This is a genomic window from Gordonia aichiensis NBRC 108223, from assembly GCF_000332975.1.
In the GTDB taxonomy this organism is placed as follows: Bacteria; Actinomycetota; Actinomycetes; order Mycobacteriales; family Mycobacteriaceae; genus Gordonia; species Gordonia aichiensis.
In genome coordinates, this window is record NZ_BANR01000058.1 from 104,573 (window position 1) to 129,502 (window position 24,930).

The 24,930-nt window shown below is 67.2% G+C and carries 22 protein-coding genes, 1 tRNA gene and 1 other RNA gene; 10 read left to right on the forward strand and 14 right to left on the reverse strand.

Annotated elements, in window-relative coordinates:
- Positions 1-19: 19 nt before the first annotated feature.
- Positions 20-2,044 (reverse strand): glycogen debranching protein GlgX, encoded by a 2,025-nt coding sequence (gene glgX, locus GOACH_RS22800; protein ID WP_005180645.1) that lies wholly within the window; start codon positions 2,042-2,044, stop codon positions 20-22.
- Positions 2,045-2,293: 249 nt separating this feature from the next.
- Here glgX and GOACH_RS22805 point away from each other — a divergent pair, with 249 nt between their 5' ends.
- Positions 2,294-3,169 (forward strand): aldo/keto reductase, encoded by an 876-nt coding sequence (locus GOACH_RS22805; RefSeq protein ID WP_040519638.1) that lies wholly within the window; start codon positions 2,294-2,296, stop codon positions 3,167-3,169.
- A 60-nt stretch (positions 3,170-3,229) separates the two neighbouring features.
- Here the strand turns inward: GOACH_RS22805 and GOACH_RS22810 are convergent, their stop codons facing one another.
- The 6 genes from GOACH_RS22810 to GOACH_RS22835 form a co-directional block, all read right to left on the reverse strand.
- A complete protein-coding gene (locus GOACH_RS22810; RefSeq protein WP_005180652.1) occupies positions 3,230-4,177 on the reverse strand; it encodes a GmrSD restriction endonuclease domain-containing protein in 948 nt (315 codons plus the stop codon).
- Positions 4,178-4,247: 70 nt separating this feature from the next.
- Positions 4,248-4,319: transfer RNA gene (locus GOACH_RS22815), tRNA-Val, on the reverse strand.
- A 191-nt stretch (positions 4,320-4,510) separates the two neighbouring features.
- The gene (locus GOACH_RS22820) at positions 4,511-5,224 is read right to left on the reverse strand and encodes a CPBP family intramembrane glutamic endopeptidase (RefSeq protein WP_040519619.1); all 714 of its coding nucleotides are present in this window, start codon (positions 5,222-5,224) and stop codon (positions 4,511-4,513) included.
- Positions 5,224-6,324: an SDR family NAD(P)-dependent oxidoreductase gene (locus GOACH_RS22825; RefSeq protein WP_005180655.1), complete on the reverse strand. Its 1,101-nt coding sequence runs from the start codon at positions 6,322-6,324 to the stop codon at positions 5,224-5,226. Before GOACH_RS22825 ends, GOACH_RS22820 begins: the two co-directional genes overlap by 1 nt.
- A gap of 140 nt (positions 6,325-6,464) precedes the next feature.
- The gene (locus GOACH_RS22830; RefSeq protein ID WP_005180658.1) at positions 6,465-7,433 is read right to left on the reverse strand and encodes a helix-turn-helix transcriptional regulator; all 969 of its coding nucleotides are present in this window, start codon (positions 7,431-7,433) and stop codon (positions 6,465-6,467) included.
- 57 nt (positions 7,434-7,490) lie between these two features.
- Positions 7,491-8,417, reverse strand: coding sequence for a CE1 family esterase (locus GOACH_RS22835; RefSeq protein ID WP_005180660.1), 927 nt, complete (start codon positions 8,415-8,417; stop codon positions 7,491-7,493).
- A 319-nt stretch (positions 8,418-8,736) separates the two neighbouring features.
- On the opposite strand from GOACH_RS22835, the gene GOACH_RS22840 reads away from it, so the two are divergent.
- Both GOACH_RS22840 and GOACH_RS22845 read left to right on the forward strand, forming a co-directional pair.
- Entirely contained in the window at positions 8,737-10,038 is a 1,302-nt protein-coding gene (locus tag GOACH_RS22840; protein WP_005180662.1) for a family 1 glycosylhydrolase, read from the forward strand.
- A gap of 87 nt (positions 10,039-10,125) precedes the next feature.
- A complete protein-coding gene (locus GOACH_RS22845; RefSeq protein ID WP_005180663.1) occupies positions 10,126-10,953 on the forward strand; it encodes a maleylpyruvate isomerase family mycothiol-dependent enzyme in 828 nt (275 codons plus the stop codon).
- A 116-nt stretch (positions 10,954-11,069) separates the two neighbouring features.
- Here the strand turns inward: GOACH_RS22845 and GOACH_RS22850 are convergent, their stop codons facing one another.
- Positions 11,070-11,894 (reverse strand): spermidine synthase, encoded by an 825-nt coding sequence (locus GOACH_RS22850; protein WP_005180665.1) that lies wholly within the window; start codon positions 11,892-11,894, stop codon positions 11,070-11,072.
- 22 nt (positions 11,895-11,916) lie between these two features.
- Here GOACH_RS22850 and GOACH_RS22855 point away from each other — a divergent pair, with 22 nt between their 5' ends.
- Positions 11,917-12,942 carry a cobalamin biosynthesis protein gene (locus GOACH_RS22855; protein WP_005180667.1) on the forward strand — a complete coding sequence of 342 codons (1,026 nt, stop codon included), beginning with the start codon at positions 11,917-11,919 and terminating at the stop codon, positions 12,940-12,942.
- Here the strand turns inward: GOACH_RS22855 and GOACH_RS22860 are convergent.
- The 3 genes from GOACH_RS22860 to GOACH_RS22870 all read right to left on the reverse strand — a co-directional run bounded on the left by GOACH_RS22860 (position 12,920) and on the right by GOACH_RS22870 (position 15,169).
- Positions 12,920-13,948: an SURF1 family cytochrome oxidase biogenesis protein gene (locus GOACH_RS22860; RefSeq protein ID WP_005180669.1), complete on the reverse strand. Its 1,029-nt coding sequence runs from the start codon at positions 13,946-13,948 to the stop codon at positions 12,920-12,922. The genes GOACH_RS22855 and GOACH_RS22860 overlap by 23 nt on opposite strands.
- A gap of 65 nt (positions 13,949-14,013) precedes the next feature.
- Entirely contained in the window at positions 14,014-14,490 is a 477-nt protein-coding gene (locus GOACH_RS22865) for a low molecular weight protein-tyrosine-phosphatase (RefSeq protein ID WP_005180672.1), read from the reverse strand.
- Complete coding sequence (locus tag GOACH_RS22870; protein WP_005180676.1) at positions 14,483-15,169, reverse strand: HAD hydrolase-like protein; 687 nt, start codon at positions 15,167-15,169, stop codon at positions 14,483-14,485. Before GOACH_RS22870 ends, GOACH_RS22865 begins: the two co-directional genes overlap by 8 nt.
- Positions 15,170-15,306: 137 nt before the next feature.
- On the opposite strand from GOACH_RS22870, the gene cobC reads away from it, so the two are divergent.
- The 4 genes from cobC (at position 15,307) to GOACH_RS22890 (ending at position 19,047) form a co-directional block, all read left to right on the forward strand.
- On the forward strand, positions 15,307-16,401 hold the full coding sequence (gene cobC / locus GOACH_RS22875) for an Rv2231c family histidinol phosphate aminotransferase CobC (RefSeq protein WP_040519621.1): 1,095 nt from the start codon (positions 15,307-15,309) through the stop codon (positions 16,399-16,401).
- Positions 16,388-17,530, forward strand: coding sequence for a Nif3-like dinuclear metal center hexameric protein (locus tag GOACH_RS22880; RefSeq protein ID WP_005180680.1), 1,143 nt, complete (start codon positions 16,388-16,390; stop codon positions 17,528-17,530). The genes cobC and GOACH_RS22880 overlap by 14 nt, the downstream gene beginning before the upstream one ends.
- Positions 17,531-17,620: 90 nt before the next feature.
- Positions 17,621-18,358 carry a zinc ribbon domain-containing protein gene (locus tag GOACH_RS22885; RefSeq protein ID WP_005180683.1) on the forward strand — a complete coding sequence of 246 codons (738 nt, stop codon included), beginning with the start codon at positions 17,621-17,623 and terminating at the stop codon, positions 18,356-18,358.
- A complete protein-coding gene (locus GOACH_RS22890; RefSeq protein ID WP_005180687.1) occupies positions 18,355-19,047 on the forward strand; it encodes a histidine phosphatase family protein in 693 nt (230 codons plus the stop codon). Before GOACH_RS22885 ends, GOACH_RS22890 begins: the two co-directional genes overlap by 4 nt.
- 10 nt (positions 19,048-19,057) lie before the next feature.
- On the opposite strand, the gene rnpB is transcribed toward GOACH_RS22890, so the two are convergent.
- Positions 19,058-19,460: RNase P RNA component class A (rnpB, locus tag GOACH_RS23215), an RNA gene on the reverse strand.
- A 194-nt stretch (positions 19,461-19,654) separates the two neighbouring features.
- On the opposite strand from rnpB, the gene GOACH_RS22895 reads away from it, so the two are divergent.
- Positions 19,655-21,091, forward strand: a complete 1,437-nt coding sequence (locus GOACH_RS22895) for an RNB domain-containing ribonuclease (RefSeq protein WP_005180696.1) — start codon at positions 19,655-19,657, stop codon at positions 21,089-21,091.
- Positions 21,092-21,146: 55 nt separating this feature from the next.
- On the opposite strand, the gene GOACH_RS22900 is transcribed toward GOACH_RS22895, so the two are convergent.
- The gene (locus tag GOACH_RS22900) at positions 21,147-22,643 is read right to left on the reverse strand and encodes a CYTH and CHAD domain-containing protein (RefSeq protein WP_040519642.1); all 1,497 of its coding nucleotides are present in this window, start codon (positions 22,641-22,643) and stop codon (positions 21,147-21,149) included.
- A gap of 48 nt (positions 22,644-22,691) precedes the next feature.
- Positions 22,692-23,660: a prolyl aminopeptidase gene (pip, locus tag GOACH_RS22905; RefSeq protein ID WP_005180700.1), complete on the reverse strand. Its 969-nt coding sequence runs from the start codon at positions 23,658-23,660 to the stop codon at positions 22,692-22,694.
- Positions 23,661-23,841: 181 nt separating this feature from the next.
- Here pip and GOACH_RS22910 point away from each other — a divergent pair.
- The coding region (locus GOACH_RS22910) for an IS630 family transposase (RefSeq protein ID WP_040519645.1) at positions 23,842-24,930 on the forward strand (1,089 nt) is incomplete at its 3' end.

The window sequence follows — 24,930 nt, forward strand, 5'->3', positions numbered from 1 at the left end:
GGCACCAGGGAATTCCGTGTTAATGCCGATCCGCAGAGCGCAGCACGACGAGTGATCGCGAGCGCACCCGGCACGCCGAGTCGGTGACCGTCGACGGTGCCTCTGGCGCGAACGTATCGACCATCACGTCCCACTCGTCCTGCGCGAGCGCGGCGGGCAGCGCGAATTCGGCGTCCTGCCACCATGCGTTCAGCAGCACGATAAAGCGGTTATCTGCCAGATGTGTTCGGGAGCGGGCGATGTGTGGTGGCCGCAGCACCCAGGCGGTGCCGCGCGCATCTGGGTTCTGCCAGTCCCTCTCGGTCATGGGATCACCCGCGGGAGTGAACCAGTCGGGCGCCTCCCCGCGTTCGACGGCTGTGCGGCACAGGGCGCTGTGGCCCAGTCGCAGAGCGATGAGGTCGCGGGTGAATGCGACGAGTTCCTCGTCGTTCGACGCCCAGTCAAACCAGCCGGTGGCGTTGTCCTGGCAGTAGGCGTTGTTGTTGCCGCGCTGCGTGCGGCCGCGTTCGTCGCCGCCGAGCAGCATTGGGGTTCCCGCGGACAGGAACAGCGTCGCGAGCATCGCACGCATCTGGCGTCGCCGTAGCCCGAGGATCGCGGGGTCGTCGGTGGGGCCCTCGGTTCCGCAGTTCCACGACCGGTTGTCGTCGGTTCCGTCGGCGTTCTGAAAACCGTTGTCGCCGTTGTGTTTGTGCTCATAGGAGACCAGATCGTGCAGCGTGAACCCGTCGTGGCACGTCACGTAGTTGATCGACGCGGCGCGGCGTCGGCTCACGAGAGCGGGATCGTGGTGGCTGCCGCCGAAGATGTCGGCGGAGCCCGTCAGGCGTCGTGCCAGCGGGGCGAGCATGCCCTCGCGGCTGCGCCAGACATCGCGGATGCAGTCGCGGTAGCGGTCGTTCCACTCGCCCCACTCCGGACCGAACGCACCGAGCTGATGACTGTCGTGGCGTCCCACATCCCACGGTTCGGCGATCAGCCGCACCTGCGAGAGGACCTCGTCCTGACCGAGCACCTGCAGCAAGGTCGACGCGGGGTCGAAGGTTCCGCCGTCGTGCTCGACCCCGCGACGAGCGAGTGTCGGTGCGAGGTCGAAACGAAAGCCGTCGACACCGAGAGATGCCCAGTAGCGCAGTGAATCACAAATCATCCGCAACGTCGTCGGATGGCTCACCGCGACCGAGTTGCCGCAGCCCGTGGTGTCGACGCACGAGCCGTCGTCTGGGTGGAGGACGTAGTACGCGCGGTTGTCGAGGCCGCGGTGACAGAGAGTCGGCCCGGAGTCGTCGCCCTCCGCAGTGTGGTTGTAGACGACGTCGAGGATGACTTCGATCCCCCGATCGTGCAGAGCGTCGACCATGTCGCGGAACTCGTCGACGGAGTCGGTGCCGCATCCTGCGCGCTCGGCAGCCGAATAGCCGTTGTGCGGTGCGAAGAAGCCGATGGTGTTGTAGCCCCAGTAGTTCGTCAGGCCCGAGGCGGCGAGTTCGGGCTCGGCGATGCTGCGTTGCACGGGCAGGAGCTCGACTGCGTTCACCCCGAGCGATGAGAGGTAATCGATGGCCGCAGGATGTGCGAGCCCGGCGAAGGTGCCTCGCAGATCGTCGGGAATCTCGGGGTGCGTCATGGTGTATCCGCGAACGTGAACCTCGTAGATCACCAACTCCGCAGCCGGACGGCGCGGCTGTGCATCCGCGGCAGGCCGACGACGGGGCCTCGGTGCGAGCGGATCGGTGACGACGCTGCGCGGGACGTACGGCGCCGAGTCGAGCGTGCTGGGACGAGAGGGGTCGTCGACGTCGTGGTCGAGGAGGGCGTCGCAGTAGTGGACCTCGCCGTCGATACGTCTGGCATAGGGATCGAGGAGGAGCTTGGCGGGGTTGTAGCGCAGTCCGTGGTCAGGTGCGAACGGGCCGTCGACCCTGAATCCGTAGGGGGTACCGGCGAACACCCCTTCGACGAATCCGTGCCACACGTCGATCTCGCGCCCGGGAGTGGAAGGCGTGTCTCCGTGCCGTCGTCGTCGAAGAGGCAGAGCCACACTGCATCTCCGCCGGAACTGACGGCGAAGTTGGTTCCCCGCGGGGTGACGGTCGCTCCGAGAACCGACGGATCGCCGGGCGTGACGGTCCCGGTCATCGGGGTCCCTTCTCGTCGGGTGCGCAGATGCCCGGCTGGGCAGATGTCGCTGGTGGTGACGATACGTCAGACCGGGGCACCCGGCGGGTGCTCGCTGCGGTGGTGCTGCGAGGTGCGGTGGCGCGAGGGCCGTCTCTGGTACACCGGAGACATGGGTGCTCCTCTCATCGAACTCAATTCAGGCGTCGAGATCCCGCAGCTCGGGCTGGGCGTGTGGCAGGCGACGTCGGAGGAGGCTGAGCACGCGGTCCGCTTCGCTATCGACGACGCGCGCTACCGTCACATCGATACCGCAGCCGCCTACGGCAACGAGGCGGGCGTCGGAGAAGGCATCGCGTCGTCGTCGGTGCTGCGGTCGGACGTGTTCCTCACGACCAAACTGTGGAATGCCGATCATGGATACGAGCGCGCACTCGCCGCCGTCGACACCAGTCTGCGCGCGCTGGGCACCGACTACGTCGACCTGTATCTGATCCATTGGCCGCTGCAGGATCGCGACCAGTTGATGCGCACCTGGGACGCGATGGAGAAGATACTCGCCGACGGAAAGGCGCACTCCATCGGAGTGTGCAACTTCGAACCACACCACCTGCAGTGGCTCATCGATCGAGGTGGGGTCCTGCCCGCCGTCGACCAGGTGGAATTGCATCCGCATCTGCAGCAGCGTGAGCTGCGTGGCTTCGCCGGCGAGCACGGCATCGCGGTCGAATCGTGGAGTCCGCTCGGCGGGACGTCGGGGTCGGGGTGGGGCCCGAACTCGAAGCCCAACACCGTCCTCTCGGATTCGACGATCGGCGACATCGCCGCCAAGTACGGGCGCTCACCGGCCCAGATCGTCCTCGCGTGGCACATCAGGTCAGGCCTGATCGTGATCCCGAAGTCGGTTCACCAGGATCGGATCAAGCAGAACATCACGGTGTTCGATTTCGAACTCGATGACGAGGACATGGAACGCATCGCCTCCCTCGACAACGGCGAGCGGGTGGGTATGCACCCCGACGAGATGAACCTCGACGCCCCCAGCTGATCGAGAGCACGGGGCGCGGCGTCGGCTGATCAGTTCACGCGCAGGGTCGAGTGGCGCAACTCATTCGCACGCGACGCCGTCACCATCTCGGTCGAGGCGCGCGGAGTATCCGGGTTGCCCGCGGTGCAGCGGCGCAGCACCTGCCGCCCGCGCCTGCGAGCAGTTCGCGTACGTCACGCCGGCCGGACCGTTCTGTGCAGGAGGAACCCCCGACGTGGCAGGCGGTGATGTGGGCGCTGGCGTTGACGGTGACGTGCCCTCGGGCGCAGCGCAATTGGACAGGATGCGGATCATGGCCTGTTTCTCGGCCGCAGTCACCCACAGATGGTAGACGGCCTTGACCTGGATCTGCCGTTCGACGTACGTGCATCGGTAAGCCTTGTTCGGCGGCAGCCATGTCGCGGCGTCGCCCGCACCCTTGGCCTGGTTGGTGGGGCCGTCGGTGGCCTGGAGGTTGCGTGGATCGTTGGCGAGATTCCGACGCTGTTCCGCCGAGAGCAGCTGGGCGCCCTTCTGCCACGCGTCCGACAGCGCCACCACATGGTCGATCTGCACCTTCGACGACGTGGTGGTGCCTCGTGTGAATGCGATGGATTTTCCCGTATACGGGTCGTCGAGGGTGCCGGAAGTGACGACGCAGTCACGCGTGTTCGGCTTGAGGACGACGCCCGTCAGGTCGCGCCGGAGGACGTCGTTGCGGGTGTCGCAGCCGTTGTGGCCGTCGGCGACCGTGACGTCGTCGGACCACGCCTGACCGAACTGTGCGCGTGAGTATCCCGTCTTGGGTGCACGCCCCTTCACCGGGAGACTGTCGAGGGTTGTCTGTGCGCTCGCCGCCGCGACCTGCGTCGGCGAGACGGGAGCCGGTGCGGCAGGAGTTGACGGAGATGTTGACGGAGATGCAGAAGCGGTAGCGGCATGCGCAGCGGGGAACGCCACGGCCACTGCAACGCTCGCCACGACAGGCCAGGTGAAGTCGGAGCGGCGGGAACCGGGGTTGTTCAGCATGGAGGGAACGTATCAGGCGGCACCGACAACGATCGGGCGCATGCGGCATACGGAGCCGCGGGGAGTTACGTGCGCGCAAAGGGATTCGAACCCCTGACCGCTGGTGTGTAAGACCAGAGCTCTACCGCTGAGCTATACGCGCTCGACGCGTCGACCACACAGGCCGCGCGTCAACACACGAATCTAGCCGGTCGGTCGGTCGGAACCCAAACCGCCCATGGCAGTCGCTCCGGCGGCATCGAGAATGTGGGTCGGATCCAAGGATGTGGGTGCCACAGCACACACATCCTTGGACTGGGCACACAAATGCGGTCTTGCGCTCAGCGAGCGGAGTCAGCCGAAGATCGGCGGGAGGGCGAACAGCAGGATCGTCGACCAGACCACGTGCGTGCAGATCGGCGCCACGACACCGCCCGTGCAGCGACGCAGCACTGCGCACAGGGCGCCGAGAAGGATCGCTGCGAACCCGAGCATCACGTTTCCGCTGGCCAGCGTGGCGATCACATAGACGACTGTCGAGACGAGAACGGGCTGGTAGGGGCGGACGGCCGAATACACAGCACCGCGGAAGAAGAGCTCTTCGGCGAGGCCGTTGATGAGGGTGATCGCCGTGACGACGCCGATGCTGCCGTAGTCGGCGAACGCGAGGACCTTGCTGACGAGGTCGCTGAGGGGAGGAATCAGACGGGTGAGAAATGCACCGACGACGAAGATCGCCCCGAGCGCGGCACCCGCGGCCACGCCGAGCCACACCGTGTTCGACACCGTTCCCGAGCTTGCGTCGAGAGAGAATCGACCGGCGGGAAGCGGGCCGGTGACCACGGCCCCGACTATCCAGGTCGCGGCGAGACCCAGCGTCAGCGGATAGAACGCGGTGTCGCCCGGGGTCACCGATAGGGACACTCCCAGCAACACCGCGCCGAGGAGTAGGAAGGCCAGCACGCCGAGGCGGCGTCGAGTCGAGTACAGGGGAGCGTCGGCGTTGCGGTCGACGCACACGGCGTCGCGGACCCGCGCGATCGCGGGTGGCAAGGACGTCGTGGACATCAGGGGAGGAGGCGCCCGAGTATGCGGCGACCGATCAGTGCGACACCCGCGGCCGTCCCGACGACCCCGACGATGGCGCCGACCGCGGTGCGCCGGGCACGCAGCCAGTCTCCGCCGGCCCAATCGGGGTCGGTATCGGCGAGATGGTGCAGATCGGCGAGTTCGTTGACCGGGCGGGGATAGGGCGAGGCGACCGCGGCGCGGATGGCGTCTCTCATACTGGTCAGGCCTCCGGGCGGCGGGGACACGAACTCGGTGATGCGGTGCTCGGAGGCTCGCATCGGGTACTGCAGCGAGGTGACCAGCTCTTCGGTCAGCGCTGCTGGGGCTGGAGTGACGATGCCCCCGACCTTACCCGCGAGCCGCGTGCTGATCGAGGGAACCCGCACGCGGGCCCGAGGCATCTTGATCGCGCGAAGGTACTCGTCGAGGATCGACCGGTAGACACCCGTGTCCGGTCCGGCGATGTCGTAGGAACCCGCAGGTAGTGACGGGTCGGCTGCCGCGACGAGGTAGTGGATGACATCCCGGATCGAGATGGGGTCCATCGGGTTGTCGATCCAGCCGGGTTCGGGAATCACCGGGAATCGGTCGGCGAGGTAGCGCAGGATCTCGAACGACGTCGAGCCCGCGCCGAGAATGACCGCCGCACGCAACCAGACGACCTCGGCGCCGCCTTCGATGGACAGCCCCTCGCCGACATCGGCCCGGCTGCGCAGGTGTGCTGACATCTTGTCGCCGTCGGGTACGAAACCACCCAGGTAGATGATGCGAGCGATGCCGAGGGTGCGAGCGGCCTGCGCGACGTTGTGCGCCGCAGCGCGGTCGCCGTCGGCGAAGTCGGCCTGCCCGATCCCGTGCACGAGGTAGTAGATGGCGTCGACGGGATGTCCGCCCGCGCTCGCCGCGTCGAGCGCGGCACGCACCGAGTCGGCGTCGTCGACGTCCATCTCGACGGCGGTGACCTCGTCGGCCCATCCGTACCGGGACAGTCGCTTCGGCGAGCGCGACGCGACGACGACCTCGTGGCCGTCGTCGAGAAGTGCTTGGACCAGTCGTGAGCCGACGTATCCGGTCGCGCCGGTTACCAGTAGTCGCATTTCCGCCACGATAGCGAGCGCGGGAGGACGTGGCCCACTCGTGATTGCCTGGTCACGAGACCATCACGGTCACGCGACCACGAGGGATCACGCGCCCACGAGGAGAACGCGAGCGGGCGGGCGGAAGTGCTCTGCACGATCTATGCGCGGCGGTATCGCTCGGCGAGTTGGAGGTGCCGCTGTGCAACCGCTCGGCACTCCTCGCGGAGTGCAGGAGGTTCGAGAACCGAGAAGTCGGCGTCGAAGGCGTGTAGCCACCGCGCGATGGAGGTCAGCGACGTCGCGTAGAGCGTGACGTCGCAGCTCGAGCCGTCGCCGAACTCGATTGTGCCCCAAGCGTCGTCGACCATGGCTTCGACGATCGCCAGCGGCGCGTGGACACGCACGCGAGCGGTGGCCGACCGGTAGGCCGCGCCGAGGCTGCGGGCCAGATACGCCGCGGCACCGCCCTCGGGGAGTTCGCGGGGCGAAAAGCGCGCGCCGTTGGGGGTTTTGACTCTCATACGGTCCACCCGGAACGAGCGCCAGTCGTCGCGGTCGGGGTCCCAGGACACGAGGTACCAGCGAGATCCCTTGCGCACCAGGCGGTACGGTTCGACCTCGCGTCGACTCCCGGTGCCGTCGTGGCGCTGGTAGTCGAAACGCAGACGCTCGTGGCGATGGCACGCGGTGGCGATGTCGGAGAGAACCGCGGCGGCTACCTCGGTATCGCGCCGTCCCTGAGGAAGGGAATCGAGTGTCAGGGCATCGAGACGATGACGCAACCGCGAGGGCATCACCTGTCGCAACTTTGCGAGTGCTCCCGCGGAGGCCTCGGTCATGTCGCTGACGGCAGCGCTGCCGATCGCGTTGAGGCCGAGTGCGACGGCGAGTACCTCCTGGTCGTCGAGCAGCAACGGGGGCATCTCCGCGCCTGCGCCCAAGCGGTAGCCGCCGCCGACGCCGACTGTCGAGTCGACGGGATAACCGAGGTCACGGAGCTTGTCGATGTCACGTCTGACCGTGCGCGTCGTGATGTTCAGTCGTCGGGCGAGGTCGTCACCCGACCATTCCTGCCGCATCTGAAGCAGGGACAGGAGCTGGAGGAGCCGTGCCGACGAATCGAGCATGCGGTCATTGTCGCCCGGATTGCGGACACAAGTGGTCCTCGATACGACTGTGCGGTGTCACTTCGCGTGGCGGGTGAAGAACTGCCAGATGAGTGAGGTCGCCGAGATCGAATTGCTCAGCTGACCGGCCTTCGACGGACTTCCGGTGGAACCGGGCCACACGTGCGCGCCGCCGTTGATCCGGTAATGGGTGATCTCGTGGCCCGACGCCGCGCAGAACGGCCAGTCGACGCGCGTCACGTATCGGTTGACGGGGAACTCGAGAGGCTGTGGGAAACAGCGGTCGCGCGCAGCCCATCCCGAGAGCCAGGTCATCACCGGGGTGTAGGCACCGCCGTGGCGTACACCGCCGCCGTAGTGGATGGTCTGATCGGCGGTGCCGTGGAAGTCGATGATCGACGCTGGTGGAGCGCCGGGGCAGTTGGGGCGGCCGACGTCGTAGAACGCCCCGCTCACCACGGCGTAGGCGGCGAAATCGGAGGGCATGCGGCACGCGAGCATGGCGACGAGCCCACCGCCGTTCGACCGGCCGACCGCATAGGTGCGAGCGGGATCGATACACGCGCCGGCGCTGACCTCACGCAGGATGGACCTGGTGAACGCGACGTCGTCGGCGCGAGGCGAGGAGTAGGGAGCGCCCTCCCAGGAGACGAGTCCGTCGGTGCCGCGCAACCCCTCGGGGTAGACCACGATCGCAGGCAGTTGCCCGAGTTGCGTGAACCGGGCGAAGGTCGCGGCGGGCTCAGCGTGACCGTGGAAGGCGAGGATCAACGGATACGCCGAGTGTCCGCTGTACCCGGCGGGCACGGTCACGCTGTAACCGCGTTCGACGCCATCGACCTCGGTGGTGTGCTTGGACGTCCCCGGTGCGAGCCGATGCGGACCCGCGCAGCCGGAGAGATCGGCCGCCCCGCGCAACGGTTGCGCAGCGTTCGCCGCTGGCACGGTCTCGGCAACCGAGACGACGGCGAGGACGATGAGCACACCGAGGGCGACGGAGATCGCAGAGCGCCAAGCGCTGCGTCGGGCGGATTGCGGCACGCACAAAGAATAGTGGGTGCGACCGACAACGGAGCGACCCACGCAGGGCATCCGGGGATCCCTGTTATCAGGGCAGCCCGGGCATCCAGGGGTCCGTGCATTTTGGGCTTCTGGGCATTCTGGCGCAGTCGTGCCGATCCGGCTGTGCTGCGGGACCGGGTTTGCGATGCTGAGCGACATGCAGATGCGTGGACGGTGTGCGACAAGACTCGGTAGGAGCGTCATCCGGGAGCGCCGTCGACGAGGACTCGCAGCGCCGCTGATGGTGCTGGCGTCCGCGCTGCTCGCGACGGTCTGGGTACTGCCCGCGCAAGCGATTGCTGCGCCGGTGACAGCGGGACCGGGCACGTTGCCGCAGGGATTCCTGTGGGGCGTGTCGTCGTCGGGCTTCCAATCAGAAGGACTCCGCTCGGGAGGATCGTCGCCCGACAGCAACTGGAGCAGGTACGTCGCGGCAGGCAAAGTCGACGACCCCGTGGGGACGGCCGTCGACTTCCGACACCGCTACCGCTCGGATATCGCACTCGCGAAGTCGTTGGGCGTCAAGGTGTATCGCGTGTCGGTCGAATGGGCCCGCATCGAGCCGCGGCCGGGGGTCGTCGACCGGCGAGAGCTCGCCTACTACGACGACATGATCGCCGCGATCGTCGGCGCCGGAATGCGCCCGATGATCACTCTCGACCACTGGGTCTACCCGGGCTGGGTGGCCTCGCGTGGCGGATGGTCGAACGCCTCGACGCCGACGGCCTGGCTACGCAACGCCCGATTCGTCGTCGACAGGTATGCGCGCTACGACCCGCTCTGGATCACGATCAACGAACCCGCGGTCTACATCCTCAACGAGGTACGCATGGGCGGGCTGTCCGCGAGTGCCGCCGCGAGCATGCGTGATCGGCTCGTCGACGTGCACACGTCGATCTATCGCTACATCCATCAGCGCCAACCGGGTGCCCAGGTGTCCTCGAACATCGCCTACGTGCCGACGGTGGAGCCGGTCCTCGACGCCGCGTTCGTCGACCGCGTGCGCGACTCCCTCGACTTCATCGGACTCGACTACTACTACTCGGCGTCGGTGCGCGACCTGAGCGCGATCAACGCCGCGACGGACACCGCGTGGAATGCCTCGGTATCCGCAGACGGCATCTACTATGCATTGCGCGACCTCGCACGGCGTTATCCGGGCAAGCCGCTCTACATCATCGAGACGGGGATGCCGACCGAGAACGGTAAGCCGCGCCGCGACGGCTATCGACGCGGTGACCACCTCCGCGACCTCGTCTACTGGGTTTCCCGGGCGCGCGCCGACCGCATCCCGGTCATCGGATTCAACTACTGGAGTTTGACCGACAACTACGAATGGGGTTCGTACACACCACGATTCGGACTGTATACGGTCGACGTCAAGACGGATCCGACGCTGCGCAGACAGCCGACCGATGCGGTCTCCGCGTATCGCGACGTCACCGCACACAACGGGGTAGGGCAGGCGTATCGTCCGACTCGGCCGGCGCAATGGTGCTCGTTGGCGGCAGCCCCCGCGAGTTGCACCCAGCCCGTGCACTGATCGATCGAACCGCCCGCATCGTCGAGTTCGGTCATCGATGCAGGCAAGCGGTTTACACACCCACTCCACCTACCGAAAGGCGAGGACATGGCACACACCGTCGTCGACAAGGACGCGATCACCGCTGCGCTGCGAGCCGAATGGTCTGCCTTGCGGACGCTGGCCGGGCAGTTCACCGATGAGCAGTGGTCGGCGTCGTCGGTACTGCCGGGCTGGACCAACGCCGACATCGTCGCCCACATCATCGGCACCGAGAGCATGCTCGCGGGGCGCGATGTCGAGGCCGCTGACGACATCACCGCTCGCTCGCACGTCAGGAATCCGATCGGTGAACTCAACGAGCGATGGGTGGACCACTTCCGCGGCAAGTCGCGCGATGAGGTGCTCGCTGCGCTCGACGAGATCATCGAGGTCCGCACTGCGGCACTTCTGGCGATGTCGCCGGAGGAGTTCGACGCGGAGAGCGCCACACCTGCCGGTCCGGACACCTATGGGCGATTCATGCGTATCCGCGTCTTCGACTGCTGGATCCACGAGATCGACCTGCGCGACGCGCTTGCCGACGGTTCGGTACCGTCCGATCCGGTCCCCGCGGGCGCGGCCCTCGACGAGATCTCCGCGTCGCTGCCGTTCGTGGTGGGCAAGCGCGCCGCAGCCCCCGACGGCAGTACCGTTCGCTTCGAAGTCGTCGGAAGTGCACCTCGTGTCGTCCGGGTCGCGGTGAACGGCCGGGCCGGTCTCGTCGATGCATTCGAGGGAGGCGATGACGCCGCCGACGTCACCCTCCACGTCGACGGCGTCGAACTCGCTCGACTGGCGGGAGGGCGACGCGATGCCGATCCGAGTGCGGTCATCGTCACCGGCGATGACGAGCTCGCGAGGGCCGTGATCGCCCGCCTCGACTATGTGATCTGACGTGTCGAACGGGCTTTCTATCGAGGTTTGAGATACCGCATCAATGGATCTGCGGAACGAAAAAATTTGTCATTCAGACAGCCGATTCCGAGGGTTTTGACCACCATTTCGTGCGTTCATGGCACAAATGGTTCGGGATCTCGAAGGGAGTGTCCGCGCCCGAATCGCCTCGCTTCGACACCGGACATCGTGCGTGCGGGCAACGGATCGCTCAGCAGAGTGCGTACCAATCCCGTTGACGGGCCGAGCTCGTCGTCACTGCCGACAACGACGACATTGCCGGTTCGACGTCCCTTGAGCATTGCGGGATCGGCGATGAGCATGACATTGGCGAACACGTCGGCGACCGCCGCCGCATCGGCGCGCACCAGATCGAGGGTCCGCGCGTCTCCGCAGTTCGCCAGATAGAGCCCGCCAGGTGTCAACACCCGCTTCACGGCCTGCACGAATTCGACGGTGGTTAGATGTGACGGCGTGCGTGCGTCGGCAAACGCATCGCGAATCACGACGTCTCGGGAACCCTCGGTGAGCGACTCGGTCACTGTGCGCGCATCGCCGACTCGGATACGCAGCCGAGGTGCGCGAGGCAGATCGAACCATTCGCGCACGAGGCGGGCGAGTTCGGCGTCGATCTCGACGGCGACCTGCCTCGCACGCGGATAGCGATCGGCGAGAGTGCGCGCGAGCGCACACGCGGCACCGCCGAGGTGCAGAACTCGTAGCGGCGTCGACGCATCGGGGAAGCGATCGTCGATGACGGCAGCCATCTGGCGCAGATACTCGAAATCGAGAGCCGACGGGTCGTCGGGGTGGATGTGCGAACTATGGGTTCCATTGATCAGCAGCAACCAGCCGCCCGAGATCGGGTCGGCGACGACCTCCGCGGTGCCGGTATCGATCGGGTGGCTACCCGGAACGGGTGCGCGACGGGGTGTGGCCATGCGATGACGATACGATCGCGCGGTGCGTCGCGTCCCCACCAGTACCGCCCAACGCTCGCAGGCCCAAGCACCCCGGCGGACCGCTCTCGACATCCCGGTGGGACTGTGTCTCGGATTCGTGCTCGACCGCGCGGTCGGCGATCCGCGTCGGTGGCATCCGGTGGCAGGTATAGGGCACCTCATCGGGCGGCTCGAGCAGCAAATGTACGCCGACTCCCGCGGGGCTGGGGCGTTGTTCGCCCTGGCGTCGGTGGGCGCTGCGACCGGAGTCGCGGTCGGCGTCGACCGGGTCGCGAGACACGTCGGATCGCCTGCGTTGCGGGTCGCACTGGTGGCCGCGACGACGTGGTCGACACTCGGCGGCACCACGCTCGTTCGTGTCGGTCAGCAGGTCGGCGACGGACTCCACGCCGACGACATCGGTGCAGCACGAGCATTGGTACCCAGCCTGTGCGGGCGAGACCCCGACCAACTCGACGCTGCTGGAATCGTGCGTGCCGCGGTCGAATCGATCGCCGAGAACACCTCGGATGCCGCCGTGGCCCCGTTGGTGTGGGGCGGGCTCGCAGGTGTACCCGGGCTGGTCGCGTACCGGACGATCAACACTCTCGACTCGATGGTCGGCTACCGCAACGAGCGGTATCGACGATTCGGATGGGCCTCGGCCCGACTCGACGACCTCGCGAACCTGATGCCCGCTCGACTCGCAGGAGTGCTCGTCGTCGTACTGGGACCCGACGCAAGGGGCGCGTCGCGCGCGTGGCGACGTGATGCCGCAGCACATCCGAGCCCGAACGCGGGGGTCGTCGAATCGTCGTTCGCTGGTGCGCTGGGTCTACGCCTGGGCGGTCGCACGATCTATCGGCACGGCGTCGAAAATCGTCCGTCCCTCGGAGACGGCCGTCCCCCGGGAGTCGCTGACCTGTACTCGACGACGCGCCTGTCGCGCCGGGTGCAACTCGGCGCACTGGCATCGAGCGCGCTCGTCGCCTCCGTGATCGGTGAGGTAAGTCAGCGACGACGGATCAGCCGCCGTAGCGCTGGGTGAGCTTGTCGCGGACATCGTCGGGTGCGTGTTCGGTGTCGGGTCCGAAGCCGATTCGCGAGGTGTCGGAATGCTCGGCGTCGTCGACAACGGAGTCGCCGCGCAGCTCGGCACGCAACCGCTTACGGCGAGTTGCGCGATCGGAGCCGACGACCGCCACCGCGTGCGATGACGCTACCGGCGTTCCCGAGCGTGCGGCGCCGGATGTCTCGTCCACGGTCGCCGTAGTGTCCTCCGCCGACGTCGTACCAGCGGCGTTCGCGGCCCCGCGCGCGCGTCGTCGCTGCTTGACCTCGGCGTAGATGAAGTATCCGGCCCCGAGGGGAGCCATGATGCCGAATGCGAGCCACTGCAGCCCGTAGGAGAGGTATGGACCCGAATCGAGTTGGGGGAGCGGGATTTCACCGAGAGCTCCCGGCTGATTCGGTGAGATCTGTATGTAAAACGGGTCCATGGCGGTCGAGGTCGCGCGGGAGAGCTCTGCGGGATCGATGGTGTACATCGACAGTGCCCCGTCGACATCCGCGGCGCCGCGGCCGGGCGTCGTACCCTCGCCGGCCCGGATTCGACCGTCGATGGTCACCTCACCCTGCGGCGGCGCGGGCACCACGGGCGTCTGGCCCTGTTCGGGGCGTACGTATCCGCGGTCGACGACGAGCACCCGGTCGGAACCGGCGACCCGGAAGGGGGTCAGGACCTCGACGGCCGGACGCTCGTTGACCGATCGCAGCCGGACCAGTGCCTGCTTATCGGTCAGGAAGGTCCCCGTGATGTGGACCTCACGCCACTCCGTGTCGGATCGGAACCCGGTACCCGGAGGCGAGACGGATGCCAGCGGGACAGGTGCGATCGATACGGCCTGTTCGATGAGGTGATTGCGTTCACTGGTTCTGCTGTTCTTACCCAGCTGCCACGGGGCGAGGATCGAGAAACACAGCGCCGCGAATGCGACGACCACCACGGCCAGGGCAATCCACCCTGGCCGCAGAAATGTCCGCAGCACGCGCATGCTTCAACGGTACCGAGGCGCCCTTGCAGGTGGGCTGCGCGGGGCGCCGTTCGACGGCTCGCGGGCTACGTGTTGGCCAGCCGCTCGTGCACCCAGGCCAACATGCCCGGAACCGCCGCCTCGATCTGCTCGCGCGTGCGCGCGAAATCGTCCTGGGTTCCGTAGTACGGATCGGCGACGTCGAGGTCGTCGCCTGCGGACGGATCGAAGCTGCGCAACAGGCGGACGCGGTCGCCGAGACGTTTGCGCTCGAGATCCTTGGCGTGGCCCGAATCCATGGCGACGAGCAGGTCGGCGTCGAAGTCGTCGGGAGCCAGCTGCGCTGCCGTGTGTGCATCGGAGTAGCCGTGGGCGAGCAGTTCGGTGCGTGCTCGATTGTCTGCGGGTTCGCCGACGTGCCAGCCACTCGTGCCGCGGCTGGTGACGCGGACCCGATCAGCCAGCCCCGCGTCTTCGACGGCAGATCGGAAAATGTTCTGTGCCATGGGTGACCGGCAGATGTTGCCGGTGCACACGAAACAGACCTCCAGTTGATCAGACACCTAAGACCTCACGCAGATCGACGACAGAATCGACGCGCCACGCGGCTGCGTCCCCTTCCCCCGCCCGAGCGTAGCCCCACGCGACGAAGACTGTCGGGATTCCGAAGCTCTCGGCGCCCTCGACGTCGTGCGACCGATCGCCGATCATGACGACGGGGCGATCGGGGAGACCGGTTTCGGGGTGGGGGGTGACACCCGATTGCGTCAGCGCCCACGCGATCACGTCTGCCTTGCTCCGACGAGAGCCGTCGTCGCTGGCGCCGCAGATCGCCGTGAAGTGAGGGGCGAGTGCGAAGTGGTCGAGGATCGCTCGTGCGGTGTTCTCGTTCTTCGACGTCGCAACGGTCATCGTCCGACCCTGGCGCGCCAGATCCCCGACGAGTTCGCCCACCTCGGGAAAGACGGAGTTCTCGAGCCAGCCGACGTCGGTGTAGCGCCTGCGGTAGGCGCGCATCGCCGCGTCGGCGGTCTCGTGGTCGAGTCCGAGGCCGGTCAGTGTGTCGATCATCGGGGGCCCCGCGACTCCGGCGACCACGTCATCGGGCGGCTCGGGCGCCCCGACCTCGGCCAGTGCGTGGCGAAAGCTGTTGACGATGCCGGAGAAGCTGTCGGTGATCGTGCCGTCGAGGTCGAACAACAGTACGGTCCGCGGATCCCGCGGATCTGCCGGAGAGGTCACCACTCCATCGTGACATGTACGGCCGTACCGGGTCGAAGGGCGGGTTGCGCCCGGCTTCTCGATCACCCGCCGATTCGTCTACGGGCGAATGCTCGAGCCATCGATCGCCCGACCTGCGCCCGTTAGGCTCGACGGTTATGACAGAAGCCTCGCCACCGGAGGAGAGCGTGTACCGACCCGGTCGGCACGGCGACGTCGACGTGGAGCCAGGAGTCGTCGACTTCGCCGTCAACGTCCGTGGCAGTGCCCCCGATTTCGTCCGCGCTGCGATCGTGGATGCCTGCGCCCACCTCTCGTCGTACCCGGCCGCTGAGCACGTCGACGCCGCTGTTGCAGCGATCTGTGCTCTGCACCAACGAGATCAGGGCGAGGTCATGCTGCTCGCCGGAGCCGCGGACGGATTCGAGATGCTGCCGCGGCTCGGTTCCCGACACGCCGCGCTCATCCAGCCGTCGTTCACCGAGCCCGAGATCGCGCTCAGCGCAGCAGGAATCCCCATCACCCAGGTGGTTCTGCCACCGCCGTGGCACATCGATCCCACCGACATCGGCGAGCGCATTCCCGCCGACGCCGACCTCGTCGTCGTCGGCAATCCCACCAACCCCACCTCTGTGCTGCACAGCAGGGCTGCGCTGGAGGCGATGCGCAAGCCGGGACGGATACTCGTGGTCGACGAGGCGTTCGCCGATCTCACCGTCGACGAGGCGAGCGGCGACCGTGAGCCGCAGTCACTCGCCTCGCTGCGCTGTGATGACGTCGTCGTGATCCGCAGCGTCACAAAGACGTTCGGACTCGCGGGACTTCGCGCGGGCTATCTGCTGGCGGCGCCGGCCATCGTCGAGGCGTTGAGCCGCGGGAGACGACCCTGGCCGCTCTCGACACCCGCACTCGCAGCCCTCACAGAATGCGTCGGCCCCGCAGGGCAGCGTTTCTGCGACGCCGCCGCGCGTACCGTCATCGCCGAGCGGGACTTCATGGTGGAGCGCCTCGCCCTCGCCGGGGTCGCCGTGAGCACCGAACCTGCGGCCCCGTTCGTGCTCATCGAGACGCCGAACGGCCTCGCGCTCAAGAACGCACTTCGCGCCGAGGGTTTCGGCGTGCGAAGTTGCGCCAACTTCGTCGGCCTCGGTGATGACCACGTGCGACTCGCGGTGCGCGACAACGCCACCGTCGACACGATGGTCGATGCCCTGACCCGCGTACGGAAGGACCTCGACGATGACCCGCGATGACGAGACTGCGGCCGTGACCTCGGTGGGCGGTGCGTGTGATCTGCTCGATTCCACGTACCCGCCGAGACTGGCGGAGGCGTGGGATTCGGTTGGTCTGGTCTGCGGAGATCGCGCCGAACCGGTTGGGCGCGCACTGATCTGCGTCGACGTCACCGACGCCGTGGTCGACGCCGCGATCGAAGCCGACGTCGACCTCATCGTCGCGCACCATCCGCTGCTGTTGCGGGGTGTCGACTCGGTGGCCGCCGATACCGCGAAAGGCCGCATTCTGCATCGGCTGATCCGTTCCCACACGGCGTTGTTCACCGCACACACCAACGCCGACAGTGCACGTGGGGGAGTATCGGATGCGCTCGCACGCGTGCTCGGCGTCGTCGACACGTCACCGGTGGCGCCCGCCCCTCTCGCACCGATGGACAAGTGGGTCGTCATGGTGCCCGAGGGCAGTGCCGAGCAGGTCAGCGAGGCGATGTTCGCTGCGGGTGCAGGTGCGATCGGCGAGTATCGCGATTGCGCGTGGACGGTGGTGGGCGTCGGACAGTTCGAGGCCCGCGGTGCCGCGAACCCGACGATCGGCTCGCTGGGTGAGCGGACGCACGTCGATGAGGCGCGAGTGGAGATGGTTGCCGCGCGCGGGGTCCGTCGCTCCGTTCTCGCCGCACTGCGCTCTGCCCATCCATACGAGGAACCTGCCTTCGACATTCTCGCCGAGGAGCCCATCGACTCCGATGCGGGGCTGGGCAGGGTCGGGCGACTCGAGGTGCCGACGACGGTCGGACAGTTCGTCACCAGGGCAGCAGGCGTGCTGCGCTCCCCGTGGGGAGTGCGCGCGACCGGTGATCCCGACCGCGTCGTGGAGATGGTGGCGGTGTGTGGCGGGGCGGGTGATTCGCTGCTCGACACCGTGCGCGGACTCGGGGTCGACCTCTACCTCACCGGCGATCTGCGGCACCATCCGGTCGACGAGGCCCTGCGCGCGGGTGGACCCGTGCTGGTCGACGCCGGGCACTGGGCAACCGAATTCCCGTGGTGCGCAGAGGTTGCGCGCCTGCTCACCGACGAACTCAGACTCGACGTCGAGGTCTTCGAGGCGCCGACCGATCCCTTCACGGTGCATGCGGGGTGCTGAGGCGGCATGCGGGGTGCTGACCCGCCGCGGCCACCGCGTACCGTTGATCGAACGTCTGAACCGAGGAGGCCCCATGAAAGTCGACGCCCAGTGAAGGCCGACCCGTCAGCGCAGCGACTCCTACTCGACCTCGCCGACGCCGACGCGGCGGTTGCGCGCGTCGACCATCGGGGCCGATCGCTTCCCGAGGACGCCGAGGTCGTCGAACTCACCACGTCGCTGGAGACGAGCCGTGACGACCTGGTGCGCGCCGACATCTCCGCCGAAGACCTCACCCGCGAGTACCGCCGCGTCGACAGTGAGGTCACCGGGATGGCCGATCGCGAACGAAAGGACTCCGCGTTGCTCGCCGGGGGCGGGCTGGCGCCCAAGGCGTTGTCGGAGTTGCAGCACGAGCTCGGGAGTCTTGCCCGACGCCGCGCAGTGCTCGAGGACGACCTCCTCGGCATCATGGAGCGCCAGGAAGCTGTCGAAGCCGAACGCCGGCGTGCGTCGGCGACCGTCGAACATCTCGAGACCCAGCTCACCGACGCGCGCAAGCGACGTGACGAGGCCAAGGCGACGGTCGACGCCGATCGTGAGGTCGCTTCGACCCGGCGTGACGCGATCGCAGGAGACGTCCCCGCCGACCTGCTGGCCATCTACGACCGTCAGCGCGCCGCCGGGAAGGTCGGAGCGGGCCTGTTACGCGCACGCCGCTGTGGCGCCTGCCGGATGGAACTCGATCGGGGGACGCTCGCATCGATCGCTGCGGCGGCCGCGGACGACGTCGTGCGTTGTGAGGAGTGTGGCGCAGTGCTGGTCCGTACCAACGAATCCGGCCTGTGACCGTCGACTCTGCAGAGCCGGGATCGGGAGAACAGGAATCGGCCGCGACCACACCGTCGTGGCAGGGCCAACGCACCGAACCGACGCGGCTGGTGTTGTTGCGACACGGCCAGACCCCGCTGTCGGTGGAGCGACGCTACTCGGGTCGGGGTAACCCGCGGCTGACCGGGCTGGGAGAGCGGCAGGCATCGGGCGCCGCGGCACGCATCGCGGCGGAGTCCGACGTCGCGGCGGTCGTCACGTCGCCGCTCGAGCGGACGCGACAGACCGCACAGGCCGTCGTCGATCGGATAGGCGGACAGCTGGTCGTCGATCCCGGGTTCATCGAGACCGACTTCGGTGCCTGGGAGGGCCTGACCTTCGGCGAGGCCGCCGCACGCGATCCCGAGATCCACGCGCGCTGGCTCGGCGATCCCGGCGTGCCGACGCCCGGCGGCGAGAGCTTCGCACAGGTTGCCCAACGGGTGATCGCCGCCAAAGACGCACTGGTGCGCAGATATTCGGGCCGGACCGTCATCGTGGTGTCGCACGTGACCCCGATCAAGACCCTGTTGCAACACGCGCTGACTGTCGGCCCCGAGTTGCTGTTCCACCTCCACCTCGACCTCGCGTCGGTCTCGGTGACCGAGTTCTACCCCGATGGCGGGTCGGTGGTGCGTTCGGTCAACGAGACCGCACACCTGCACTGACGGGCGAAGGCGAACGAGCCGGCGTGTAAGCCGGATCCTGTGCCGACACGGAGTCGGCGGCGACCATCCATCTGGACACACCGTCACCGGGTGCCTCGAGCAGCCAACCCACGGACTCGGGCGAGCAGCCCTCGATCATCCGTGCACACGCACCACATCGGTCCGTGCTTCGGCCTTGCTCCGGGTGGGGTTTACCAAGCCGACGTGGTCACCCACGTCGCTGGTGCGCTCTTACCGCACCGTTTCACCCTTACCGACCTCGGTCGGCGGTCTGTTCTCTGTGGCACTGTCCCGCGGGTCACCCCGGGTTGCCGTTGACAACCACCCTGCTCTGCGGAGTCCGGACTTTCCTCGGCGAGCGGCATATCCAGTGACCTGGCCGTTCCGCTCGCCGCGGCCGCCCGGCCGACTCGTTCGCCCGTGTAGTTTAGCCCGCCGGCAGGCACGACTCGAACGCACAGTGAACGCGAGGGAGTGCACGGTCGACGGCGGAGAGTGCACGGTCGACGGCAGAGAGTGCACGGTTGACGGCAGGGCACGCCCGGTCGACGTGCGGCGGATCGACGAGCGCCACCGTGAGCATCGTCGCGCCGATAGTGTCGGGGTCGTGCAGCGTAGATTCTCCGCCCCCGACATCGACTTCGAATCGATCCGCACCGAGCTGGGGATCTGCGAGGATTATGGCGCAGCCGCACTCGACGAGGCGGAACATGCGGTGGACGCGTACGCCGATGAGCGTGCCGACCGTCGTGACATACCGCTCGTCACGATCGACCCGCCGGGATCGATGGACCTCGACCAGGCGGTCGCCATGTCGTTCGACGACGACGGTTTCCTGGTCCACTACGCGATCGCCGACGTCGCGGCGCTGGTGCGGCCGGAAGGCGCCCTTGATGCGGAGAGCCGACGACGCGGCGCGACCATCTACTTTCCCGACGGTTCGGTGCCGCTGCATCCCCGCGTGCTCTCGGAGGGATCGGGGTCACTGCTGCCCGGTGCGAGCCGTCCCGCGGTCCTCTGGACGATCCGCGTCGCGCCCGACGGCGAAGTGGCGGAAATCGCCGTCGCTCGGGCACTCGTCGAGTCGGTTGCGCGGTTGGACTACGCGGGTGTGACCGCCGACGCCGCTGCGCGTACCTTGCATCCCTCGATCACCGCTCTACCTGCATTCGGCGAACTCCGACGCCGAGTGGCGTTGGCGCGCGGCGCGATCGAGTTGGATCTGCCTGATCAGGAGGTCACCCGCATCGACGGCGGATGGGCGCTCGCACTGGCTGCCCGCACACCCGCCGACATGTGGAATTCGCAACTGTCGTTGCTGACCGGCACCTGTGCCGGAACGATCATGGCCGACGCGGGTATCGGTCTGCTGCGCACACTGCCGCCCGCACCGGCCGACACAGTCGACCAACTCAGGGCCACTGCCGATGCGCTCGAGGTGCCGTGGCCGCAGGGCCAGACCCCTGGCCAGTTCCTCGCGGGACTGCCCTCCGACAGGCCCGCCACGTTGGCATTGATGTCGCGGGCGAGTTCGCTGATGCGCGGCGCGGGATACCTGGCGCTCGGTGTGCCAGACGGCGAGGCACCCGCTCCGCCGCCGACTACCGATCAGATGGTGCACTCGGCGATCGGCGGCGTCTACGCACACGTCACCGCACCATTGCGGCGCCTCGGCGATCGGTTCGCCACCGAGGTCTGTCTGGCCGTCACGTCGGGAAAACCGGTGCCCGACTGGGTGTTACGTGCTCTTGGTGTGCTGCCCGGCATTCTGCGATCGGGGGATTCGCTCGGGTCATCGGCCGATCGGGAGAGTATCGACCTCGCCGAGGCGGTCATCCTCGCCGACAGGATCGGCGAAAAGTTCGACGCCGTCGTGCTGTCGGGGTCCCAGCCGAAGAAGCGCGCCAAGATCTTCATCGCTGACCCGCCGATCCTCGCCGACTGCGACGGCGACCTGGCCGCCGCCACCCGTGTCCCGGTTACCGTGACGAACGCCGATCCCGCAACGCGCACAGTGCGCTTCGCAGCGGCCGACATCGCCTGACCGTACCCTGCTGCGGTGCAGGCGGTGTGCGCGATCTGCCGTGCGGTTCCGGCGGCTACAGATCCCGCGATGCCCTGCGGTAGGCGGCGATCGCCTGCTCGGCGTCGGCCTGCTCGCGCGCATCGATGCGGCCGAGCAGGAACAGGTCCATGCCGGACAGTTCGCCGGATGCCGCGAGCTCGGCGAGCCGCGCCCGATTGATTCGCGAGTCGTTGTAATCGCCGAGAGCCGACTGAAGCTCCTTGGCCGTCTTGGAGATCTTCTTGTACTTCTTCTTTCGCAGGGGCTCCGCGGCGTCGGTGCTGTAACGCAGGCGCTTCGCGCGCTTGCGGATCGTGTGCAACTGCTCCGCCCACTCGTGCGAGCCCTCCGGCAGTTCGGCGAGGGCGCGCTGCGCCTTGCGAATGTGCTTGCGACTCTTGCTGATCGCCTTGTCGACCGCAGTGGTCGCGGGAATGTCGGCCTCCGGGCCGGGCGGTGGGTCGGCGATCAGCTCGTCGATGGCGTCGAGGAGCCGGAAGTAGCGTTGCGATCCCATCGCAGCGTGCGTGGCGGCGACAGCCCGATCGTGCGCCTCGGATTCCCTGCCCGCCAACGCCTGCACGAGCGCATCCGACGCCGGCTCGTCGCGCAGCAGACTGGAATCGATCTCGAGTTGCACCTCGGAATCGCGGGCCTCGCCGAGAATACGGGCCAGCAATTTCAGCTCGCCCGCGATGTGTTCGGTGTGGGCCGCGTCGAGAACCGTCGGGAATCCGGAGAACACGCTGCGGAGTCGTCGTGCCGTCACCCGCATCTGATGCACGGCGTCGTCGGCGTCCTCGCGGACGAGCGGGTCCCACGCGATGAGGGAATTGCGGTGGCGGGTGATGTCGGCGATCACCAGTTCCAGAGCCGACGGATGTGGACCCAGCGCCGGTGGTGGCGTCACCACCGGTGTCGACCCGATCGCGCGTGCCAGTTTCGATGCGCTCGACGGCTCCCGCCCACCGGCTGCGCCCAGTAGTTTGTGCGCTGCCTTGAGAAGCCTGGGTGTGCCGCCCTCGAGTAGCTCGAACTCCCACTCCGACCACTGTTGTGAGGTGCCGCCGGGCAGCAGTGACTGTGCTGTCACCCGGTCATCGGCGAACTCGGCGAGCTTCACGTCGTCGGTCCCGAGCAACGTGGTGATCGTCCGCACCGTCGAGATCGCTGCCACCGGCATCAGCGGACGATGGCGGGTGTAGACCAGTACCGGGTTGACGAGTTCATCCGGTATGTCGCCGTCGGCTGGTGCATCGTCGAAGCCCACCTGAAGTTCACGTCGTGAGCCCGGCACGTCGGCGGGTCGCTTGAGATGCCACCCTTCGTCGTGTCCGCCGCGCCTGCGCCGCATGGTGATTCGGTTCGAGGCGAGATCAAGGTTCTCGGTGTCGAAGTAGGTCGCGTCGAGGGTGAACGTCTCGGGGGCGTTCGTGGCCACAACACCGGGGAGAACCCGGAGATCGGGCGGCGTGATTCCCGGATCGACATCGAACTTGAGCTCTACCTCGACCTGCTCGCGTGCGGCCAACACATCCTCCTGTCGGGGTCCCGATGAGTCGAGTGTAGGTGACCGAGGTCAGCTGTCGGCGAAACCATCCGTCGCTTCGACGAGGTGGTGTGCGATGCCCGGCTCGAACGACGCGTGTCCGGCGTCGGCGACGACATGCAGCTCCGCCGACGGCCATGCGCGGTGCAGATCCCAGGCGCTGCGCATGGGACACACGACGTCGTAGCGGCCCTGCACGATGACCGCCGGGATGTCGGCGATGCGGTCGATGTCGCGGAGGAGTTGGCCGTCGTCGAGGAATCCGTGATGCACGAAGTAGTGGTTCTCGATCGAGGCGAAGGCCAGGTCGAACCGCTCGCCGGCGTCTTCCTTGGCGGCCGCGGCCTCGTCGGGTTTGGGGATCAGATAGCTCGTCGCCTGCTCCCAGCCGGTCCATGCGCGAGCTGCTGCCACGGCCACCTCGGTGTCGGCCGAGGTGAGCAGGCGGTGATAGGCGGCGACGAGATCGCCGTCGCGTTCGTTCTCTGGGATGGGTTCGAGATAGGACTCCCATACATCCGGATAGATGTGGGCGGCTCCGCCGTTGTAGTACCAGTCGATTTCGCTGCGGCGCAGCAGGAAGATCCCACGGAGTACCAACTCGGTGACACGCCCGGGGTGGGTCTGTGCGTAGGCGAGGCCTAGTGTCGACCCCCACGAGCCGCCGAAGACCTGCCAGCGATCGATTCCGAGGTGCTCGCGCAGCGCCTCCATGTCGGAGATCAGTTTGGGTGTGGTGTTGACCGAGAGGTCGGCGCCGTCGGCGATGTGCGGGCGCGACTTTCCGCAGCCGCGTTGGTCGAACAAGACAATCCGATAGCGCGCGGGATCGAAGAAGCGCCGTTGATCGGGGGAGGTGCCTCCGCCAGGGCCGCCATGGACGAACACCGCAGGCTTTCCGTTCGGGTTGCCGGAGGTCTCCCAGTAGATCTCCTGGCCGTCGTCGACGGCGAGGTGTCCTGACGCGTACGGCTCGATGGGCGGGTAGAGGCTTCGCATGAGTTCACCCTATGCGCGGGGATGCCGCGCCGGGTGCGGGTAGGTCGAGCACCCGCGAGCGACGAAGTCTGCACAGCAGGTAGGCGAGGCCGAGCCGGGTCCGTCCGTATCCGTCGATCGGTTCGAAGCCCAGGGCCGAGTGTCCTGAGTCATTAATTTCGTTCGGTTGTTAGGCTAGGGAATGGCAACCCGGGGTCCGCGAGCAGTGGATGTTGTTCTGACCGATGACGAGCGCCGTGAGCTCGAAGGGTGGGCGCGTCGGCGAACGACGGCCTCGGGTTTGGCGATGCGATCACGAATCGTTCTCGCTGCCGCTGATGGCGGGTCGAATACCGAAGTGGCACAACGACTCGGCCTCAACCGAGGTACCGTGCGGCGATGGCGAGGCCGGTTCGTCGAGCACCGCTGCGAGGGGTTGCTCGACGAACCCCGGCCCGGGCGACCTCGCACCGTCGACGACGAGCAGATCAAAGACCTGATCACCGCAACTCTCGAGACCACTCCGAAGAATGCGACACACTGGTCGACGCGGGCGATGGCTGAGCATCTCGGCATGTCGCAGTCAACTGTTTCGCGTGTATGGAGAGCGTTCGGATTGGCTCCACACAAACAGGATTCGTGGAAGCTGTCGAAAGATCCCATGTTCACCGAGAAGGTCCGCGACGTCGTCGGGCTCTACATGAACCCACCCGAACGTGCCCTGGTGCTCTGCGTTGACGAGAAGACCCAGATCCAAGCTCTCGATCGCACCCAGCCGATCTTTCCCATGCTCCCGGGCACCCCGCAACGGGCCAGCCACGACTACGTGCGCAACGGCACCTCCAGCCTGTACGCGGCGTTGGACATCGCGTCGGGAAAAGTCATCGGTTCGCTTCACTCACGGCATCGCGCAACAGAATTCATCGGATTCCTCCGCAAGATCGACGCCGAAGTACCCGACGAGCTCGACGTCCACCTGGTCATGGACAACGCCTCCACCCACAAGACACCCGCGGTCAAACGATGGCTGACCGCGCACCCACGGTTTGTTGTCCACTTCACCCCCACCAGCTCATCCTGGATGAACCTCGTCGAACGCTGGTTCGCCGAACTGACCACCAAGAAACTCCAACGCTCCACCCACCGCACCGTACGAGCACTCAATGCCGACATCAGAGCGTGGATCGAGACCTGGAACGACAACCCCCGCCCCTACGTGTGGGTCAAGACCGCTGACCAGATCCTCGACTCCATCGCCCACTACTGCACACGAATTAATGACTCAGGACAC

Excerpts from the sequence above, each read along its gene's own strand:
- GOACH_RS22805 (WP_040519638.1), top strand. The coding sequence starts at position 2,294 with ATGGGTGCTCCTCTCATCGAACTCAATTCAGGCGTCGAGATCCCGCAG.
- GOACH_RS22810 (WP_005180652.1), bottom strand. The coding sequence starts at position 4,177 with ATGCTGAACAACCCCGGTTCCCGCCGCTCCGACTTCACCTGGCCTGTC.
- GOACH_RS22820 (WP_040519619.1), bottom strand. The coding sequence starts at position 5,224 with ATGTCCACGACGTCCTTGCCACCCGCGATCGCGCGGGTCCGCGACGCC.
- GOACH_RS22825 (WP_005180655.1), bottom strand. The coding sequence starts at position 6,324 with ATGCGACTACTGGTAACCGGCGCGACCGGATACGTCGGCTCACGACTG.
- GOACH_RS22830 (WP_005180658.1), bottom strand. The coding sequence starts at position 7,433 with ATGCTCGATTCGTCGGCACGGCTCCTCCAGCTCCTGTCCCTGCTTCAG.
- GOACH_RS22840 (WP_005180662.1), top strand. The coding sequence starts at position 8,737 with ATGGTGCTGGCGTCCGCGCTGCTCGCGACGGTCTGGGTACTGCCCGCG.
- GOACH_RS22845 (WP_005180663.1), top strand. The coding sequence starts at position 10,126 with ATGGCACACACCGTCGTCGACAAGGACGCGATCACCGCTGCGCTGCGA.
- GOACH_RS22850 (WP_005180665.1), bottom strand. The coding sequence starts at position 11,894 with ATGGCCACACCCCGTCGCGCACCCGTTCCGGGTAGCCACCCGATCGAT.
- GOACH_RS22860 (WP_005180669.1), bottom strand. The coding sequence starts at position 13,948 with ATGCGCGTGCTGCGGACATTTCTGCGGCCAGGGTGGATTGCCCTGGCC.
- cobC (WP_040519621.1), top strand. The coding sequence starts at position 15,307 with ATGACAGAAGCCTCGCCACCGGAGGAGAGCGTGTACCGACCCGGTCGG.
- GOACH_RS22880 (WP_005180680.1), top strand. The coding sequence starts at position 16,388 with ATGACCCGCGATGACGAGACTGCGGCCGTGACCTCGGTGGGCGGTGCG.
- pip (WP_005180700.1), bottom strand. The coding sequence starts at position 23,660 with ATGCGAAGCCTCTACCCGCCCATCGAGCCGTACGCGTCAGGACACCTC.